The organism is Flavobacterium niveum (genome assembly GCF_055231775.1).
Window position 1 is genome coordinate 455846 of record NZ_JBUYSX010000002.1, and the last position, 17999, is coordinate 473844.

Genomic DNA, 17999 nt, shown 5'->3' on the forward strand with positions numbered 1-17999 from the left:
CGTACTTTTGGGGTAAAATAACCACTACGCAATGATGCAATGGGAACAGCTGCTCTCGCTGAAAAGGCAGGGCGATACCACCAAAAGGCTCCGCCGCGAGCAGGACGATACACGCCTTGGCTTTGAGGTAGACTACGACCGTATTATATTTTCATCGGCTTTCCGTAGCCTGCAGGACAAAACGCAGGTGATACCCCTAAGCAAAACCGACTTTGTACATACCCGTCTTACGCACAGCCTTGAGGTAAGCGTAGTGGGGCGTTCTTTGGGGCGCCTTGTGGGTAAAAAAATTATAGAGAAACACCCGTACCTTGCCGAAGTGCACGGTTATCACATGAACGATTTTGGTGCCATAGTAGCTGCGGCTGCACTGGCACATGATATAGGCAACCCTCCCTTTGGCCATAGCGGCGAAAAGGCGATAGGCGAATACTTTAAAAACGGCAACGGTTTTAAATACCGCGCACACCTTAACGATAAGGAGTGGCAGGACCTGGTAGAGTTTGAAGGTAATGCAAACGGCTTCAGCCTGCTTACAGCCACGCGCCCGGGCATAGAAGGCGGCCTGCGCATAAGCTACGCTACGCTGGGTGCGTTCATGAAATATCCTAAAGAGTCGCTACCGAAAAAGCCGACAAGCAATATTGCCGATAAAAAGTACGGTTTCTTTCAGGCGGATAAGCAATCCTTTCAGGATGTAGCAGAGGACATGGGCCTGATACCTAACAAAACCGGGGATGATATAGGCTTTGAACGCCACCCGTTGGCCTACCTTGTAGAAGCTGCCGACGATATTTGCTATACCATAATCGATTTTGAAGACGGTATCAACCTTGGGCTTATCTCTGAAGATTATGCGCTGGAATACCTTATAAAGCTGGTCAAAGACAATGTACAGGTAGAAAAATACAAGAGCCTTACCACTAAGGAAGACCGCATAAGCTACCTGCGGGCACTGGCCATAGGTTCGCTGATTAATGATGCCGTGAGTGTTTTTATGGAAAACGAAGAGGCCATACTGGCGGGTAAATTTCCGTATGCGCTTACCGACAGGGGTAGCTATACCGCCCAGATGAAGGACATTATTAACATCAGCATAAAAAACATTTACCAAAGCCGCGAAGTAGTGGAAAAGGAGGTAATGGGTTACCGCATTATCAATACCCTGCTCGATGCGTTTTGTACTGCCTACAATAACAAGTTTGAGGGCGTTGAAAGCAATTACGATAAGCTTATCCTGAAGCTGCTGCCGGAGAAATTTATTACCGATAAAATGACGGTATACGAGCGCCTGCTGCACATAAGCCATTTTGTAAGTACCCTTACCGACGGCAATGCTGTGTTGCTCTATAATACGGTTACGGGAGGGAAGTGATTTTAAATTGGATTAGTCAGATTATTGGATTTTTAGATTGTTAGAACGGCATAATATCTTGTTGTTCCAATCTAAAAATCCAATAATCTAAAGTTCTAAAAATCTAACTAATCTTAAAAAGTATAACTAAGTCCCACGCCCAGCATTTGCTTCAGTTGTAGTTTAGGGCCTACGGTAACCACCTGTCCGTCGCGTTCTTCGGTGGCTTTAATATCGTCGTCGTAAATCACGTTAGCACCTATGTTGGCCTTTACGTATTGGTTTACGGTCATATCCAGGGTAAACTGCCAGTTAACGTCAACATTCCCAAAACTGTTCAGGTAGTCGGTATACAGCGTAAGGCGGTTGTCCAGCATTATATTCTTAAAAATCTGCCTTTTCAGCTGGTTTGTCATCAGTATACCCAGTTCCGTACGTGATTTTTTACCGTGTTTTATAACATTGCCATCCGCGTCGGTTACTGCTTTGTCCACACCAAAAGCACCCTGGTCGGCAAGGTATTGGTCCAGTACCAAAGTTGTCTTATCGGTTAGCGGAGAAAAATAGGCATTAAAGCCCCAGTCCTTGCGGATGTATTCACCACCGACACCCAGAAAGATGTAAGCAGGGGCAAACGGCGCCGATATTTCGTGTGTTTTGTTCGGGTAGTTATAACCGTTGGCAAACTGCGTGTTAAAGTTGAACTTGGCACTGTAATACCAGTTCGATATGCTGTCTTTTTTGTATCCGAAAGTGGAGTTAAACTGAAACTGGTCGTCCGTTTTTCGGGGCATCTGGCCCTCCTGTGCGTTGTGGCCGTAGCGTACTATAAGCTCATTCAGCCAGTTTACATTTTTCTTGGTGTACTTGCGGGTAAAGTTCCCTTTGCCCAGCAGGGTAACAGAGTTGTTACCACCCACGCTCCAGTTTACAAAAGCAATTTCGTTAATGTCAAGCCCCACGGCATTGGTTTTTTCCCAGTGCGAAATGGTGTCGGGCAGGGTAGTCGTTATCAGCGCCTGTGCATGGCCTTGCTGGAAAAGCAACACAAGCAGTACAGCGCTAAAGCAGGCTTTAATCTTCATCATTGATCCTGAGGTTTTTTCGGTTCGTGCAAAACTGCGCAAAAATCGTGCAAAAATCGTCATTTACTATAAGCCGGAAAAGAAATCCTTTAAAGAATTAACGTCTATTTTACAGGTTTGTTGCAATTCTTTCACCGAACCGTGTTCAATGAAGCTATCTGGGATGCCTAAGTTTTTGATTTTCAAAGTATAATTGTGCGTTGTGGCAAAAGTGTTAATGTTTGTGCCGAAGCCTCCTACAACGTTTCCGTCCTCAATGGTAACTACAGTTTTATGCGCCGAAAATATGCTGTGCAAGGCCGTTTCATCAAGTGGTTTTATAAACCCGAAATGCCAGTGCGAAAATACCGCTTCATTCCCCAGATTGTGGAGCGCTTTGGTTACATTATTGCCGATTGTCCCGGTGCTCAGTATGGCTATCCTGTTGCCGTGCTTCAGCTGTTTTGCCTTGCCAATAGCTATAGGTTCAAAAGGGCGCTGCCAGTCGGTACCCTCACCGCGCCCGCGTGGGTAGCGTATGGCAATAGGGTGGGGCAGGCCAAGTTGGGCTGTATATAATATGTTGCGCAATTCAGTTTCGTTTAGGGGTGCAAACAGTATCATGTTCGGGATGCAGTTCAGGTACGCAATGTCGAACACCCCGTGGTGGGTAGCGCCGTCTTCGCCCACAAGCCCTGCACGGTCCAGGCAAAAGATAACCGGCAGGTTTTGCAACGCTACATCGTGTATAACCTGGTCGTAAGCGCGCTGTAAAAATGTGGAGTAAATATTACAATACACCACCATACCCTGTGTAGCCATACCTGCGGCAAGGGTTACAGCGTGCTGTTCTGCAATGCCCACATCTATGGCCCTTTTGGGGAAGGCATCCATCATAAACTTCATGGAACTGCCCGATGGCATGGCGGGGGTAATGCCTACTATTTTGTCGTTTTGCGCAGCCAACTCGGTAAGTGTAAGGCCAAAAACATCCTGGTATTTAGGTGGGAGGTGGCTTTCGGCTATAGCCAAAACCTCACCCGTAAGTTTGTCAAATTTGCCCGGTGCGTGGTATTTCACCTGGTTTTCCTCGGCTTGTTTCAGTCCTTTGCCTTTGGTGGTAATTATATGCAGGAATTTAGGGCCCGGTATCTGCTTCAGGCGCTCCAGTTCGCGTATCAGTGCGGTAAAATCATGCCCGTCTATAAGACCGGTATAGTCAAAGTTAAGCGAACTTATCATGTTGTTCTGCCTTGGGTTGCGGCCTTCCTTTACTTCGGTAAGGTAATGCTTCAGCGCCCCCACACTCGGGTCTATGCCTATGGCGTTGTCGTTTAGCACCACCAGCAGGTTGGCATCCGTTACGCCTGCATGGTTAAGCCCTTCAAAGGCCATACCCGATGCTATGCTGGCATCGCCTATAACGGCTATGTGGTTTTTCGCAGTGTCGCCCTGTAGTTTAGAGGCAATGGCCATACCCAGTGCCGCCGATATGGAGGTACTGCTGTGGCCGGTACCAAAAGTGTCGTGTTCACTTTCGCTGCGTTTCGGGAAACCGCTTATGCCTCCGAACTCGCGGTTGGAGGCAAACACATCGCGGCGGCCGGTAAGTATCTTGTGCCCGTACGCCTGGTGGCCTACATCCCAAACGAGCAGATCATCAGGCGTGTCAAACACGTAGTGCAGCGCTATGGTAAGCTCTACCACGCCCAGGCTGGCACCTAGGTGGCCACCCTTAACCGATACTACGTCAATAATAAAATCGCGCAGTTCGGCAGCCAGTTGCGGCAGTTGTTGCGGGCTGAGTTTCCTCAAATCGGCAGGCGAATTTACAGTGCTGAGCAGCGTGTTTTCCATAGGGCAAATTTATGAATATTTTGCACGAAATAATCGGCCTTTAAAAGGAGTCCATATAAATACGTTTTAGTTTGGGACTTTATAATTTTACCACAAGGTACACTAAGTATTTTCGCGAAGTACACGGGGCAAGGCTTACAATTATTGGATAAAGGTTTCAATCCCGATTATCGGGATTGAGGGACACAAGGCTGGCACGCAAAGCTTCGTGACCTTGGTAGCTTGGAACAAGCCATTATCCACAAAGCCTTGTGAACCTTGTGGTAAAACTTTTTACAATTGCTTCCTCCTCTAAAAAAGTAGAAGCGCGGCTTGCAGGCCGCGCTTCTGTGTGTGTAAAAAAACATTTATTAAACAATCTACCAAAATATGGTATAGAGTGCTGCTGTAATGCCGGTAACAATAAGCGCACCTACGGTAAACGCCGGTGTTACCTTAAACATTGTGGTATCTATTTCAAGTCCGTTAGGTTTAACACCTTTCTGGTTTTCTTTAACGCTGATAAAGAACATACCGATAACGCACAGCGCAAATACCAGCGCCATCCTGTCCAGGAACGGTATTTCGTATATGCCCTCTGCATTTGGTACCGCCCATCCTATAGGGTACAGGAACGATAGGTCCATAAGCCCCGGCAGCGCCTTTAGGAAGCACGAGAAGATAAAACCGCCCACTGTAGCAAACAACGCTGCGTTGCTGGTGGTTTTCTTCCAGAAGAAGCCCAGGATAAACATGGCGAAGATACCCGGACTGAAGAAGCCTGTGTACTCCTGTATAAATTCGAAGCCTCCTTTTTTGTCAATACCAAGGAACGGAGATATAACGATAGCAATAACCATAGCCGCAACCACGGTGATTTTGCCCACGTTTACCAGTTTCTTTTCGTCGGCATTTTCATTGATGCGCTTCTTGTAAATATCCAGCGTAAAAATGGTTGCAATACTGTTTGCCTTACCCGCAAGCGAAGCCACAATAGCTGCCGTAAGCGCTGCAAACGAAAGCCCTTTAAGGCCCGCAGGCAGCAGGTTTAGCAGTACAGGATATGCACGGTCAGGGTTCAGTTCACCGGCCTGCATCATCTCACTCTGGAAACTGCCGTTTTGGTACAGCACGTAGGCCGCGATACCCGGTATTACCACAATAAGCGGCATCATCAGCTTCAGGAACGAAGCAAACAGTAGCCCGCCACGTGCGGTTTTAAGGTCGGCGCCCAGTGCACGCTGTGTTATGTACTGGTTACATCCCCAGTAATTAAGGTTCACAATTATCATACCACCCACAAGTACCGATAGTCCCGGAAGCGCACTGTAATTAGGGCTTTCCTTGCTCAGTATCATCTGGAAGTGGTCGCTGGCCTTGTCGCTCAGCAGGGTGAAACCGTCCAGTATGCCCTCGCCGCCAAACTGGTCTGACACCAGGTTTAGTGCAAGGTAGGTTGTGATAAGGCCGCCCAGTATCAGGAAGAACACCTGGATAACATCGGTAAAGCCGATAACCTTCATACCACCAAGGGTAATCATGATGCTGAATATGGCAAGGAACGCAATACAGATATTAAAATCAATGCCCGATATGCTGCTTACTGCCAGTGCACCAAGGTACAATATAGAGGTAAGGTTTACCACTACGTACAGCAACAGCCAGAACACAGCCATAATCATGGCTACGGTGCCATTATACCTCTGGTGGAGGAACTGCGGCATGGTAAAAATCTTGTTCTTTAGGTACACCGGTATAAAAAATACCGCTACGATAATAAGGGTTATGGCAGCCATCCACTCATAAGTGGCTATGGCAAGGCCCATCTTAAAGCCACTGCCGCTCATGCCTATAAACTGCTCGGCGCTGATGTTACTGGCAATAAGCGATGTACCTATGGCCCACCAGGTAAGCGAACCTTCGGCTAAGAAGTAATCGCTGCTGGAGGCGCTCTCTTTTTTCTTACGGTTGTATATCCACAATCCGTAGCCTACAATAAGTACAAAGTAGACCAGGAACACGATATAATCCGCATTGGCTAATGAAGAATGCATAAATGTGTGTTTGTTGAGATTTGGGTTACAAAAAAATTATTGGGTTTGTTTACTAATTTACTGTTGCTTGTAGTGCACCGTTGAGAGTTCCCTTAGCGTGGCAGCGCTTTTTTCCGGGGAAATATCACGTTGGGCTTCAGCCATCAGTTCGTAGCCTACCATAAACTTCTTCACCGTAGCCGAACGCAGCAATGGCGGGTAGAAGTGCATGTGGAAGTGCCATTCCGGATGGTCTTCGCCGTCTGTAGGCGACTGGTGTATACCCGACGAATACGGGAACGAGGTTTCGAACAGGTTGTCGTATTTTACGGTAAGGATTTTTATCGCTTCTGCGAAAGCAAGCGATTCTTCCTCAGTCATTTCGGTAATGTTGCCAAAATGCCTTTTGCTTACAATAAGCGTTTCAAACGGCCATATCGCCCAGAAAGGCACCAGTACAACAAAGTGTTCGTTTTCAAAAACGATGCGCTCATTACGCTCCAGCTCTTCTTTCAGGTAATCGGCAAGAAGGCTGCGGCCGTTAGCAGCGTAATATTTTTTCAGGTTTTCCTGTGTCTTGGCTACGTTTGTAGGCAGTGAGCTCTGGCTCCATATCTGGCCGTGCGGGTGCGGGTTGCTGCATCCCATTACGGCACCTTTGTTTTCAAAAATCTGTACGTGGTTAATGAAGTCGTGGCTGCCCAAGTCTATGTACTGTGCCTTCCATACGTCTACCACTTTTTTAATGGCTTCCAATTCCATTTCAGGCAGGGTAAGGTCGTGCCTTGGCGAAAAGCAGATTACGCGGTTGATACCCCTTTCCGGTTCTATACGGAAAAGGTCGGTGCTGACAGGTTTTTCTACTTCTTCCTGTAGTAGCGACGGGAAGTCGTTATCAAACACAAAAACATCGGTATACTTATCGTTAAATACACCATTGCTGCGCTCGTTACCGGCACACAGGTAGCAGGTAGGGTCGTAGTGCGGACGGTCTTCGCCACCGGCGCTTTCCTTTTGCCCCTGCCAAGGCCTTTTGGCCCTGTGCGGCGATACCAGTACCCATTCGCCTATAAGCGGGTTGTACCTTCTGTGCGGATGCTCGTTATTATCAAATGCCTGCATGTTCGTTCTTATATACGCTGGTACCTTTAGATATTTTTATCTTGTAGGCTTCCATCTTTATGTTAAACTTCTCTTTGTATGCTGCGGCTACGCGCTCTATAATGCCGTTTACCGCATCCTTTTTTACAAGGTTAATGGTACAGCCGCCAAAACCGCCACCCATCATACGGGCGCCCAGTACGTTTTCGTCGTTACGCACGGCATCGGCAAGGAAATCAAGCTCCTCGCAGCTTACCTCATAGTTTTTGCTAAGGCCATTGTGCGTGGCAAACATCAGTTGGCCCAGCTTTTTGAAATCCTGGTTTTCAAGTGCTGTTACTGCATCAAGCACACGCTGTATTTCGCGTACTACAAACAGGCAGCGGCGGTACACCACATCGCCCAGCAGGTCTTTACAGGCTTCTACCTGAGCCTCGCTAAGGTCGCGGAAAGTATTTACTTCAGGATATTGTCCTTTCAGTTTGGCAAGGCCAAGCTCTACCTCGTTACGGCGGTCGTTGTAGCCCGACTCAAGCAGGGTGTGTTTTACTTTACTGTCAAGTAACAGTAGTGAATATTCTTTAAAATCAGCGCTGTGGTACTCGTGGTCCAGGTTGTTGCAATCCAGTTTTATAACCTTGTTCTTTTTACCGAATACGCTGGCAAACTGGTCCATAATACCGCAGTTCACCCCTACGAAAGTATGCTCCGACTTCTGGCCGATAAGCGCTATTTCTTCTTTGCTAAGGCCAAGGTTATAGATGTTATTAAGTGCAAATGCAAAACCGCACTCTACTGCCGCCGATGAAGAAAGGCCTGCACCCATAGGGATGGTGCTGCTGAATACCACATCTACGCCGCTAAGCGTAAGGCCACGTTCTTTAATAAGGTGTGCTACACCCAGGAAGAAGTTGGCCCACATGGTATCGCCCGGTTGCAGGGCATCGTTAAGGTTAAAGCTGTAGCTCTGGTCAAGGTCTTTGGCATACAGGTTTACAGTGCTTGTACCGTTTTCAGATACGGCAAAGCACACGTACTTGTTTATGGCTGCCGGAAGCACAAAACCGTCGTTGTAGTCTACGTGCTCGCCTATGATATTGATGCGCCCCGGCGAAAGGAATATGTGGCCGGGCTCTGCGCCAAATTTGTCTTTAAAGCTGGCCGAAACCTGCTGTACTAACTTTTTCTTCATCGCTTTATTTCTAAAATAGCTATTGGTAACCGGGCTGTTAAGCCCTGATTTATTAAGTTACATGTGTTTGCTGTGGGGGAAATGCTGTATCGGCAAGCGGCCTGCCCGGCGGAATATGATTATCCTGGTTGTTTACTTTTAATGCCATTGAATTTCTAACCCAAACCTAACCCACTGGCTGATGTGTTGTAAACAGGTAATAACCTCTTTCGTACCGGGCTACTGCTTTACCATTCACCCAAATTTCAACTTCGTACATTACGCCCTCATTGCGTAACAACACGTTGATATCTTTAAACCCGGGCAATGCCCGCGATTTGTTTATTCTTCTAATTGAAACAGCCTTATAAAAGCTGCCCTTTAAAATTGCAGCTGCCGCCAAAGTCAGTTTTCCTCACACTTAACCCTGGCTTACGGCAGGCAGCAATTAAAAATGGTATTACTATTAATGCTAACTTTATTATTCTGCTGTGGCTGTAAAAGCTTCCAGTGCAGGCTGTGCGTTATTGTCAAAGCCCCACAGCGCCTGGTTTTCCCAGGTAGAGCCATCGGTAGCCTCTGTGCCTTTCCAGGCCGTCCATTCGCCACCCCAGTAGGCAAAACCTGCACCCACGGCATTGGTTTCTACCAGGTTGCGCAGTGCTAAAAGGAAATTAAGTTGGCCCTCAGGGGTCGCGGCATAGGCCGGTATCAGCTGGTCGCTCTGGCCCACTACGTTGTTTGTCCAGTCGTTCCAGTTCAGTGTAAACGGATATGCCGTTTCGGCTATAAGCACTTTTTTATTATATGTATTGCCCAGTGACGTTATGTTGCTGTTTAGCGTTGCCAGGTCTTTGCCGTGCCATATAGGGTAATACGACAGCCCGATATAATCATAATCTACACTGCTTACTTTGCTGTAGAACCAGTTGGCCCCGTCGGTGCCCGCGTGGTGCAGCATTATTTTGGTATCAGGAGCCTGCTGGCGAATTTTGGCGCTTATGGCAGTTACCAGTTGCACAAACTGGCTTTCGTTGCTGGTAAGGTTACCGTACGGGTACATAAAACCGTCATTGGTTTCGTTACCTATCTGGATGATGTCAGGCTGTATGTCGGTAAGTATCTGCCCGGTATAGTTTACGGCAGCCGTTTTCAGGTCGGCAAAGCTAAGGCTTGCCCACTCTGCCGGTACTGCCTGTGCAGACGGGTCGGCCCAGGTATCTGAATAATGCACCGTAAGCCATACCTTAAGCCCGGCATTGTGCACGCGCTGCGAAAATGCTTTTACCTCGTTAAAGGTACTGTGCCCGGTAGTCGGGTTTTTCCACAGGCGGATGCGTATATAGTTTACGCCCCTGTTTTTTAGTGTAATGATAGGGTCTTGTGCTACCCCGTCTTTTTGGTACACAGCCCCGTCTGCTTCTGCCTCAGGCAGGAACGACATGTCTACCGCACGCACAAAAGGGGTGGCAGGCGTAGGGCCGGGTGTGTTGTTGTTATCATCGCTGCCGCATTGTACAAGGGCAACCGACAAAAACAACATTGATAGTATATAACGAAATGCTTTCATGTTACAATACGTGCTTAAAATGGAATTTAGTACGCTGGGTGTACGTTTCACCCGGGTATAGCACCGCAGTAGGGAAATGCGGCTGGTTAGGCGCATCGGGGTAGTTTTGTGCCTCAAAGCAAATACCGCTGTAGGTATGGTAATCAGCACCTTCCTTGCCTTTCAGTTGCCCGAAGCAGTTGCCGCCCACATAAATGTGTACGCTCGGCTGGTCGGTATATACCGTCATTTCAAGGCCGTTAGCCGGGTTGTACAGTTTCGCTGAAGCAATGCTGTAATCCTGTGGCAATACAAAAGAATTGTCTATTGACCTTGGGCATTCGGCAGACTGATTAAAATCCAATGCTGTACCGGCTACTTTGGTAAAGCTACCCGTAGGGATTCCTTCAGGGGTTACTTCCAGTATTTCTTCGGCAGCAACCTGTACCAGTTGCCCCTCTAACGTTTGCGTGTGGCCACCCAAATTAAAGTAGCTGTGTTGGGTAAGGTTCAGCACGGTGGTTTTATCGGTCACCGCAGTGTAGTTTACCAGCAATTCGTTTTCAGGGGTAAGTACGTATTCTACCTCTATGGTAAGGTTACCCGGGAAGTTCTCTTCACCATCCGGGCTGGTGTAGGTAAACACAATACTTGGCCTTTCGCCGCCCTGTATGCGTTTCATTTGCCAGTAGGCACGGCCAAAGCCGCTAAGGCCACCGTGAAGGGTGTTGCCGTTGTTATTGGCATTAAGCTTATAGGTACCGCCGTTCAGGGTAACTTCCGCCTGGCTGATACGGCCTGCATAGCGACCAATTACCGAGCCAAAGTAGGGACCTGACGGAAGCCCGAACGACTGAATGTAGTTTTGTATGTTGTCAAATCCCAGTACGGTGTCTACAACTTCATCTCCGGCAGCAGCCTTTAGAGAAGTAATGGTAGCGCCGTAGTTGATAAAGGTAGCTTCAAGCCCACGGCCGTTGCCAAGGGTATAGCTGTATACTTCCTTACCGTCCGGAAGTATGCCGAATAAATTCGTAACACATTTTGGTGTAAAATATGAAATCTGGGAATTTTCCATATTATAATTATTAATTCAGCATCAAAAGTAGAAATTAATTTTACCTAACCATACCAGTACCTACCAGTTTTTGTATATTAGCCACCAGTTTAAAACGTTGTAGCTATGAAACTGATACACATAGACAGCTTCCGCAGCCTGCCAAAGTACAGGCAGATAGTGCTTTCGGTAGAAACCGCCATTAGCGAAAAGCGCCTGCGCCGGGGCGATAAACTGCCCAGCGTAAACAAGGTGGCACTGGAGTTTTCGCTGTCGCGCGATACGGTTTTGCTTGCCTATGAAGACCTGAAGAAGCGGGGTATTATCTATGCACGCCTGGGTAAAGGGTATTACGTAAAGAGTGAGGAGTTTACATTGGAGCAGCGCGTGTTCCTGCTGTTTGATGAGTTCAACTCCTTTAAGGAAGACCTGTACAATTCTTTTAAGGAAACGATGGGCAGCAGCGCACAGATTGATATTTTCTTCCATTATTTTAATATCGATGTGTTTAAAAAACTGGTAAACGAAAACAACGGTGACTACAGCAAATACGTGATTATGCCCACCACGCTGCAGGGTGTCGCAGACATAATTAAGGAACTCCCCAAGAACGATGTGTACATACTGGACCAGACCACTGCCGAACTGGCCGAATACCCATCCATCCACCAGAATTTTGTAAACGATATGTACAACGGGCTTACCAAAGGGGTGGTCAGGCTCCGTAAATACCGCAAACTGATACTGATTTTCCCCGACTTTAAGCAGCCGCCGGGTATGCGCCAGGGTTTTTTGCAGTTTTGCCACGACAACGGTTTTACCTATGAGGTGATCCCCGATTTTGAAAACCACGGCATAGAACCCGGTGAAGCCTATGTGATACTGAATGACCGCCACCTGGTAAGCGTTATAGAACAGGCGCGTGTGCAGCAATTGCGTATAGGCAAGGATGTGGGCATTATTTCGTATAACGATATACCGCTGAAAAAGGTGGTGGGCAACGGCATTACCACCATTTCTACCGACTTTACCGCCATGGGGAAAATCCTCGCCGAAATGATTGTACTTCAAAAACGGGACAGCGTGGAAAACGCCAGCAGGCTGATAGAACGGGGGTCGTTGTAGTTAATTACATATAGAAAACAACATGTCCCAATCTGCATTAAAGCCTAATTCTTTAGCTTTAAAAAAGTCGGAACAACTATCCTGATGGACTGAGACCTTACACATGCCTCTTAAAAAATATGAATCTTTTACGCTAAATGAACCTTTGTTTATCAAAACTGTAAAATCATCAATTGCAGCCTGATATTCTTTAAGGCAATACGCAGCCATTGCCCGTTTAAAGATGATTTCGCTGTTTTGGTCAGACTTTAAAATTTTAGTATACTCGCCTATTGCCAGTTTATATTCTTTTTTTTCGAAAAGTGAATCAGCAGTTTTTAATAATTGTATATGTGCTTTACTAATAGTGTCTTGCGCACATACAGAGTTGATAAACCAAAACATTATAAAGCTGAGGATAAACTTCATAACATGTAAATTTTCAATATTAAATAGGATAAATTGTCAGTTGTTGTATTACAAATAACTACTAAAAAAATTACTAAAGCAAAATCGAAATGGTTAAAAACACGTTAAAATCAATTATTGGTTAGTTATCTAAAGTTGTAATAATATTATTCTTATTTGATATTTAAATGGCGCATATAAACTTTGTAAAAGTTAAAATATTGATTTTTTTATAGATTATTGCGCGATTCCTCCGGTGCTTCAATTTTTATAAACCGCTTTGCTTCATTACCGCTTTCATCGGTTATGGTAAGGTAATAGCTGCCGGTAGTGGCGCGCACCTGCATTTCATGGAAGGTTTGGGTTTCGCCCAAATATTTCTCTCCCAGGTACCAAAACATCTTTGCTTTCGGGTTGGTGTGCGCGGCCTTAAAGATAACAGGTTGCACCTCGCCGGCAAAATTCCGGGTGAGGTATACCTTGCCGTTTTCCTTCGGGTAAATAAAATCCATATAAGTACCTGCCGTACCCTCGCAGCCGGGCTTGTACGGCGGCAGTGGGCGGTAATCCATATGCAGGTTCTTGTAGTACCATTCCATAACGGGCGGCAGTACAAACCAGGTTTGGGTCACCATATTGTCTATGGCTTCGCAACTACTGTTTACGCGGTATTGCCCTGTCGGGTCCAGCTGCACGGTTTTATGGTAAGGGCAGGGCTTGGTTTTACTGCCGCTTACCGGTATCCACTGTTTAGACACGGGGCAATGCTCCCCTGCCAAATGCCCGCTTGTGGCACAAACTTCAGCTTCCTGCAAATCATTATACGGCGGGGCAAACCATTTTTGCCTTGGCAACAGGTTAAACACATCAAACAATACGGGTGCAGCGCTGCCCACCCCCGTAAGTGACGGACGGCCTTCGCCGGTGGCATTGCCCACCCAAACCCCAACCACATAGCGGCTGTTAGTGCCAATAGCCCAAGCATCGCGGCTGCCAAAGCTGGTGCCGGTTTTCCAGGCAATTTCCAGTGACGAGTCGTAAAACTTCCATGCTTCGTCGCCTTCGGGACGGTTTACTTCCTTCATGGCGTTATAGGTGCACCATATGGCACCTGCACCTATTACAGGTTTCTGCCATGTTTCATTGCCAAATGTCCGTTGTACAGTGCTGTCGTAGTTCAGGTCGGTAAACTCATCGCTGCGGTATTTGGCCTGCGAGGCGGTAAAATAATTCAACGTAGCCGTAAGCCCCGAATACGTGCGGCACAAATCCCACAGGTTGCTTTCGGCGCCACCAAGTATCAGCGACAACCCGTAATGGTTTGGCGACTTGTTAATATTGCTCAGTTTAAAATCCTGCAGCTTGTCATAAAACCGGTAGATGCCATAATCCTTCAGCATCAGAACCGCCGGTATGTTTAGCGAGCGCGAAAGGGCTTTCTGGGCGGGTACAGCACCGTCGTAGGTCAGCTCGTAGTTTTTAGGGCTGTAGCCTGCTATTTGGGTGGGAACATCGGCAACGAGTGTGTTTGGTAATAGTTCGCCTGCATCCAGCATCGACCCGAACAGCAAAGGTTTTAAGATGCTCCCCGTACTGCGTGGTGCAGGGATAATATCCACATCTTTTTGGTGGGCTTTATCGGTAGGGGAATTGCCCACGTAAGCCATCACGTTGCGGGTTTTTACATCCACTACTAAAATAGCAAGGTTGTGTACCTCGGTTTGGCGGTACTCCTGGTAGTAGCGTGCTGCGATTTGGTTAACCCTGTTTTGTAATGCCGATTTCACGGTGGTACGTATGCGCTGCCCTTCCTGTTTTTTGGCTACACGTTGCAATAAATGCGGAGCCGCCTGTGGCAGGTCGAACGGTTTTTGTGGTAAATCTTCCTGTAATGAAAGTTCGTACGTAGTCTCATCGATTACCGTTTCATCGTATAGTTTTTTCAGCAGGCGGTCGCGTTTGGCACGCAGCAGTTTCTGGTTCTTCCCGGGGAAAATAAGGCTTGGTGCATTGGGTAATACCGCCAGTGTAGCCGTCTCTGCCCACGAAAGCTGGTGCGGCTGTACGCCAAAGTACCGCCACGAAGCCATTTGCAGCCCCACTACGTTTCCGCCATACGGTGCATGAGCGGCATACAGCCCGAGTATCTCGTCTTTACTGTGACGAAATTCCAAACGTGTAGCCAGGATAATTTCAATAAACTTCTCGAAATAGCTACGCTTTTGGTGTTCCCTGCTCAGGCGGATAACCTGCTGGGTAAGCGTACTGCCGCCACGTACCACACGCCCTGCATCGTGGTTTTGTTTCATGGCCTTGGCAATAGCCACAGGGTTAAAACCCGGATGCCTGTAAAAATGCTGGTCCTCAAAATACACAATGCACTGGCGAAATTTATAAGGCACGCTGTCCTGCGCCGGGAAACGCCACTGCCCGTCGGCCGCTATGCGTGCGCCCAGCAGGTTGCCTTCAGCGCTTTCTATAACGGTGCTATACGGCTCGCTGAACAGCGTACGCGGCAGGCAGAAATAATACCCCACGAGCAACGCTACGGCAATACCCGATTTTATTTTATGGGTTTTTACCCAAAGCAATATGCGCGGGCCGGTTGCCTTTATAAATTGGCCCATGCGGTTTACTGTATTTTTTATGATGTTGCTCATACGGCATTGTGTGCAATGATAGTGGGTTAATCGGTATTAAAAATAAACTTTTGGTTCGGGTTATCTGTGCTTTTCGGCTCGTTTAAATATATTTGTGTACATCTGTAACATAATGCAAAACGGTACATGCTTTCCCTGAATTATAAACTGCGCCCGGGCATATCCATCCTGCTGTGCCTGTTCCATTGTGCATTGCTCATTCATTTGGCCAGTACGCGGTGGTTCAGCCGTTACACTACGTTACTCGTATTCTGTATGGTGTGCATCCAGTTCCTTAATTACAGGAGGTGGTGGCCCGCAGCGGTATCTGTAGCAGCCTGTACGGTTATGTTTTTGCCCCGTGTGCCCCGGCTGGCCAACCATTTTAATGTAGAAATCGTAATTGGGGTTATTATTTTAGCCCTGTTGGCCTGCAAAAGCCTTGGATTAAGGCATCGCATCAGCCCTGTTACCATTACTTATACCATACGGTGCACGCTTATAGTACTGTATTTTATTACCGGTTTCCACAAGTTGAACACCGGCTTTTTTAATGCCGACGGCAGCTGTGTATCGCACATCAGCTTTACAATGTTTGAAACTACAGGTACCCTGCCTTTGCCATTGGTGCGCATTACCCAGTTTTTTACCCTCCTGTTTGAGCTGGTGCTGCCTTTCGGGCTGCTGCATTACAGGACACGTAAGCCTACGGTTTTCTTATTTGTACTGTTCCATTTTTACCTGTCGTTTTGCTCGTTTGTCAACTTCTCGTCCTTTGCAGTATTCCTGCTCGTGGGCAGCTACCTTAACCTTGATGAGGATGACTACAGCTCCCTGACGAAAGATTTAAATATATACATGGCGGTGTGCATCATTGCTGCATTGCCTATGCAGGTTACCGGCTATGTTTTGGGCAAGCACAACTTTATGGTGTTGCAAAAAGGCTTTGTGTACAGCATAGGCTACATATTCCTGTTCAGGGCGCTGTTTTATAAAACCAAGGCAGTACGGCAGGTGTGCCTAAGCCCTTATTTGCCTGCATTGGCCGTTACAGCCATATCGTTGTGGGGGCTGCAAAGCTACGTAGGCCTTTCTACTGCGCGGACACTTAACATGTACAGCAATATTATAACCGAAAAGAGCAGGAGCAACCACCTTATCATTGATACCAAACAGACAAAAATCTGGGATTTTGAAGAAGACTACGTGTCTATAGTCCGCATGCCCAAAGGTGCGGAATGGTACGGCCCGCTTACACCGCAAGAGTGCGATATCCCGTTAATAGAGTTTAAGCGTATGGCTCGCAACTGGGTACGCAGGGATTCAACAGCTTCCTGCACCATATGCTACAAAGGCAAACTGTTAGATATACCCAACCTGAAAGAATCTGAATTCAGTAAACCCCTGTGGTGGCACCGTTTCCTGTTTTACCGCCCCATCCCTAAAGAAGGTACCAACCCCTGCATGTGGTAGTGGCCTATTTATAAAGAGCTGTACCGTATTAGCGCTTCTACAAGGTAGTAGTCGCCATAGCTCAGCGGGGTGTCTACTTCGGTTTTGTTTGGCATGTTACCCACACCGTGTTTCAGCAAAAAGCCGCCGTTAGTGCCTTTTTTGGCAAAATACTCCGGACTTGTAAGCGTTGTAAGTATGGTTTCCGCTGCCGACCAATATTCATTCGTGAGCCTTGTGTCCACATAACCAGCCAACTCTATGAGTGCCGAAGCCGTTATGGCTGCCGCCGAAGAATCGCGCAGTGCATTAGGTATGCCCGGTGCCTGGTAATCCCAGTACGGGATAAGGTCTTTCGGCATCGTAGGGTAATGCAGTATGTATTGTGCAATGTGCTTGGCTTGCTCCAGGTACTTTACATCTTTGGTTTCACGGTACATTACCACATAGCCGTATAACCCCCAGGCCTGCCCACGTGCCCATGATGACTTATCGGCAGCGCCCTGGTTGGTTATCTGTTTGGTGACCTTACCGGTATGGATGTTGTACACCACCTCGTGGTACGAACTGTAATCGGCCCTGAAATGGTTTTTCATGGTGGTATTGGCATGGTTAATGGCAATGTCGCGGTATACCGGGTCGCCACTGTGCTTACTGGCCCAGAACAGCAGTTCCAGGTTCATCATGTTGTCAATAATCACCGGCATCTCTTCGGCAGACGCATGGTTCCACGGTGAACTGTCCCACGATTTTATGCACTTTGCCACCGGGTTATAACGCGTGATGAGGCTTTTGGCGCTTTGCATCAGCACGTCTTCATACTCCTTTTTAGGGTTGAGTCTTTCAGCATTGCCAAAGCTGCAATACATCATAAAGCCCAGGTCGTGCGTGGTGGTATTGTACTGTTCTTTTTTCAGGTCTTCCAGGAAGGCAAGTGCTTCCTGTTTCAGTGCCGGTGCCCCCTCGGCTTCATAAAGGTACAGCAATGTACCGGGATAAAACCCGCTGCACCACCACCCCGAATCGCTGTTTTCAGCCTTCTGCTTGTCCTCATGCCAGGTCTTTGGGTACTGGCCCGGCGCTACGGTTGTGCTGAGGTAAGTGTATTGTGCTGCGGCCTCTGTCAATGCCTTGTATGCATCAAGTTTGGGCTTGTCTGTATTTTTCTGGGCAAAGCAACCGATTGCTGTGATTAAAAAAGTTATGCTAAAGGTGAGGTTTTTCATTGATG

General features: G+C 47.4%; 13 protein-coding genes. 3 read left to right on the forward strand and 10 right to left on the reverse strand.

The genetic code is table 11. The features are described from left to right. The first annotated feature begins 34 nt into the window (after window positions 1-34). Window positions 35-1375: a deoxyguanosinetriphosphate triphosphohydrolase gene (locus ACZIX4_RS07460; protein ID WP_463335186.1), complete on the forward strand. Its 1341-nt coding sequence runs from the start codon at window positions 35-37 to the stop codon at window positions 1373-1375. A gap of 113 nt (window positions 1376-1488) precedes the next feature. Here ACZIX4_RS07460 and ACZIX4_RS07465 read toward each other — a convergent pair whose 3' ends face one another. The 7 genes from ACZIX4_RS07465 to ACZIX4_RS07495 form a co-directional block, all read right to left on the reverse strand. Next, window positions 1489-2442 carry a DUF3078 domain-containing protein gene (locus tag ACZIX4_RS07465; RefSeq protein WP_463334993.1) on the reverse strand — a complete coding sequence of 318 codons (954 nt, stop codon included), beginning with the start codon at window positions 2440-2442 and terminating at the stop codon, window positions 1489-1491. A gap of 63 nt (window positions 2443-2505) precedes the next feature. Then, a complete protein-coding gene (locus ACZIX4_RS07470; RefSeq protein ID WP_463334994.1) occupies window positions 2506-4275 on the reverse strand; it encodes a 1-deoxy-D-xylulose-5-phosphate synthase in 1770 nt (589 codons plus the stop codon). A gap of 359 nt (window positions 4276-4634) precedes the next feature. Continuing rightward, window positions 4635-6308 carry a sodium/sugar symporter gene (locus tag ACZIX4_RS07475; RefSeq protein ID WP_463334995.1) on the reverse strand — a complete coding sequence of 558 codons (1674 nt, stop codon included), beginning with the start codon at window positions 6306-6308 and terminating at the stop codon, window positions 4635-4637. A gap of 57 nt (window positions 6309-6365) precedes the next feature. Then, window positions 6366-7409, reverse strand: coding sequence for a UDP-glucose--hexose-1-phosphate uridylyltransferase (locus ACZIX4_RS07480; protein ID WP_463334996.1), 1044 nt, complete (start codon window positions 7407-7409; stop codon window positions 6366-6368). Next, window positions 7396-8580 (reverse strand): galactokinase, encoded by a 1185-nt coding sequence (gene galK / locus ACZIX4_RS07485; RefSeq protein ID WP_463334997.1) that lies wholly within the window; start codon window positions 8578-8580, stop codon window positions 7396-7398. The genes ACZIX4_RS07480 and galK overlap by 14 nt, the downstream gene beginning before the upstream one ends. A gap of 460 nt (window positions 8581-9040) precedes the next feature. After that, a complete protein-coding gene (locus ACZIX4_RS07490) occupies window positions 9041-10129 on the reverse strand; it encodes a glycoside hydrolase family 53 protein (protein ID WP_463334998.1) in 1089 nt (362 codons plus the stop codon). Between the two features lies 1 nt (window position 10130). Further along, the gene (locus ACZIX4_RS07495) at window positions 10131-11186 is read right to left on the reverse strand and encodes an aldose epimerase family protein (RefSeq protein ID WP_463334999.1); all 1056 of its coding nucleotides are present in this window, start codon (window positions 11184-11186) and stop codon (window positions 10131-10133) included. A 105-nt stretch (window positions 11187-11291) separates the two neighbouring features. Between ACZIX4_RS07495 and ACZIX4_RS07500 the strand changes: the two genes are divergently transcribed. Beyond that, window positions 11292-12290 (forward strand): substrate-binding domain-containing protein, encoded by a 999-nt coding sequence (locus ACZIX4_RS07500; RefSeq protein WP_463335000.1) that lies wholly within the window; start codon window positions 11292-11294, stop codon window positions 12288-12290. On the opposite strand, the gene ACZIX4_RS07505 is transcribed toward ACZIX4_RS07500, so the two are convergent. Both ACZIX4_RS07505 and pbpC read right to left on the reverse strand, forming a co-directional pair. Next, complete coding sequence (locus ACZIX4_RS07505) at window positions 12291-12698, reverse strand: tetratricopeptide repeat protein (protein WP_463335001.1); 408 nt, start codon at window positions 12696-12698, stop codon at window positions 12291-12293. It abuts the gene before it with no gap. A 209-nt stretch (window positions 12699-12907) separates the two neighbouring features. Beyond that, a complete protein-coding gene (pbpC, locus tag ACZIX4_RS07510) occupies window positions 12908-15304 on the reverse strand; it encodes a penicillin-binding protein 1C (protein WP_463335187.1) in 2397 nt (798 codons plus the stop codon). A 159-nt stretch (window positions 15305-15463) separates the two neighbouring features. Between pbpC and ACZIX4_RS07515 the strand changes: the two genes are divergently transcribed. Beyond that, on the forward strand, window positions 15464-16789 hold the full coding sequence (locus tag ACZIX4_RS07515) for a hypothetical protein (protein ID WP_463335002.1): 1326 nt from the start codon (window positions 15464-15466) through the stop codon (window positions 16787-16789). 8 nt (window positions 16790-16797) lie between these two features. Here the strand turns inward: ACZIX4_RS07515 and ACZIX4_RS07520 are convergent, their stop codons facing one another. Beyond that, window positions 16798-17994 carry a glycoside hydrolase family 88 protein gene (locus ACZIX4_RS07520; protein WP_463335003.1) on the reverse strand — a complete coding sequence of 399 codons (1197 nt, stop codon included), beginning with the start codon at window positions 17992-17994 and terminating at the stop codon, window positions 16798-16800. Window positions 17995-17999: the final 5 nt, after the last annotated feature.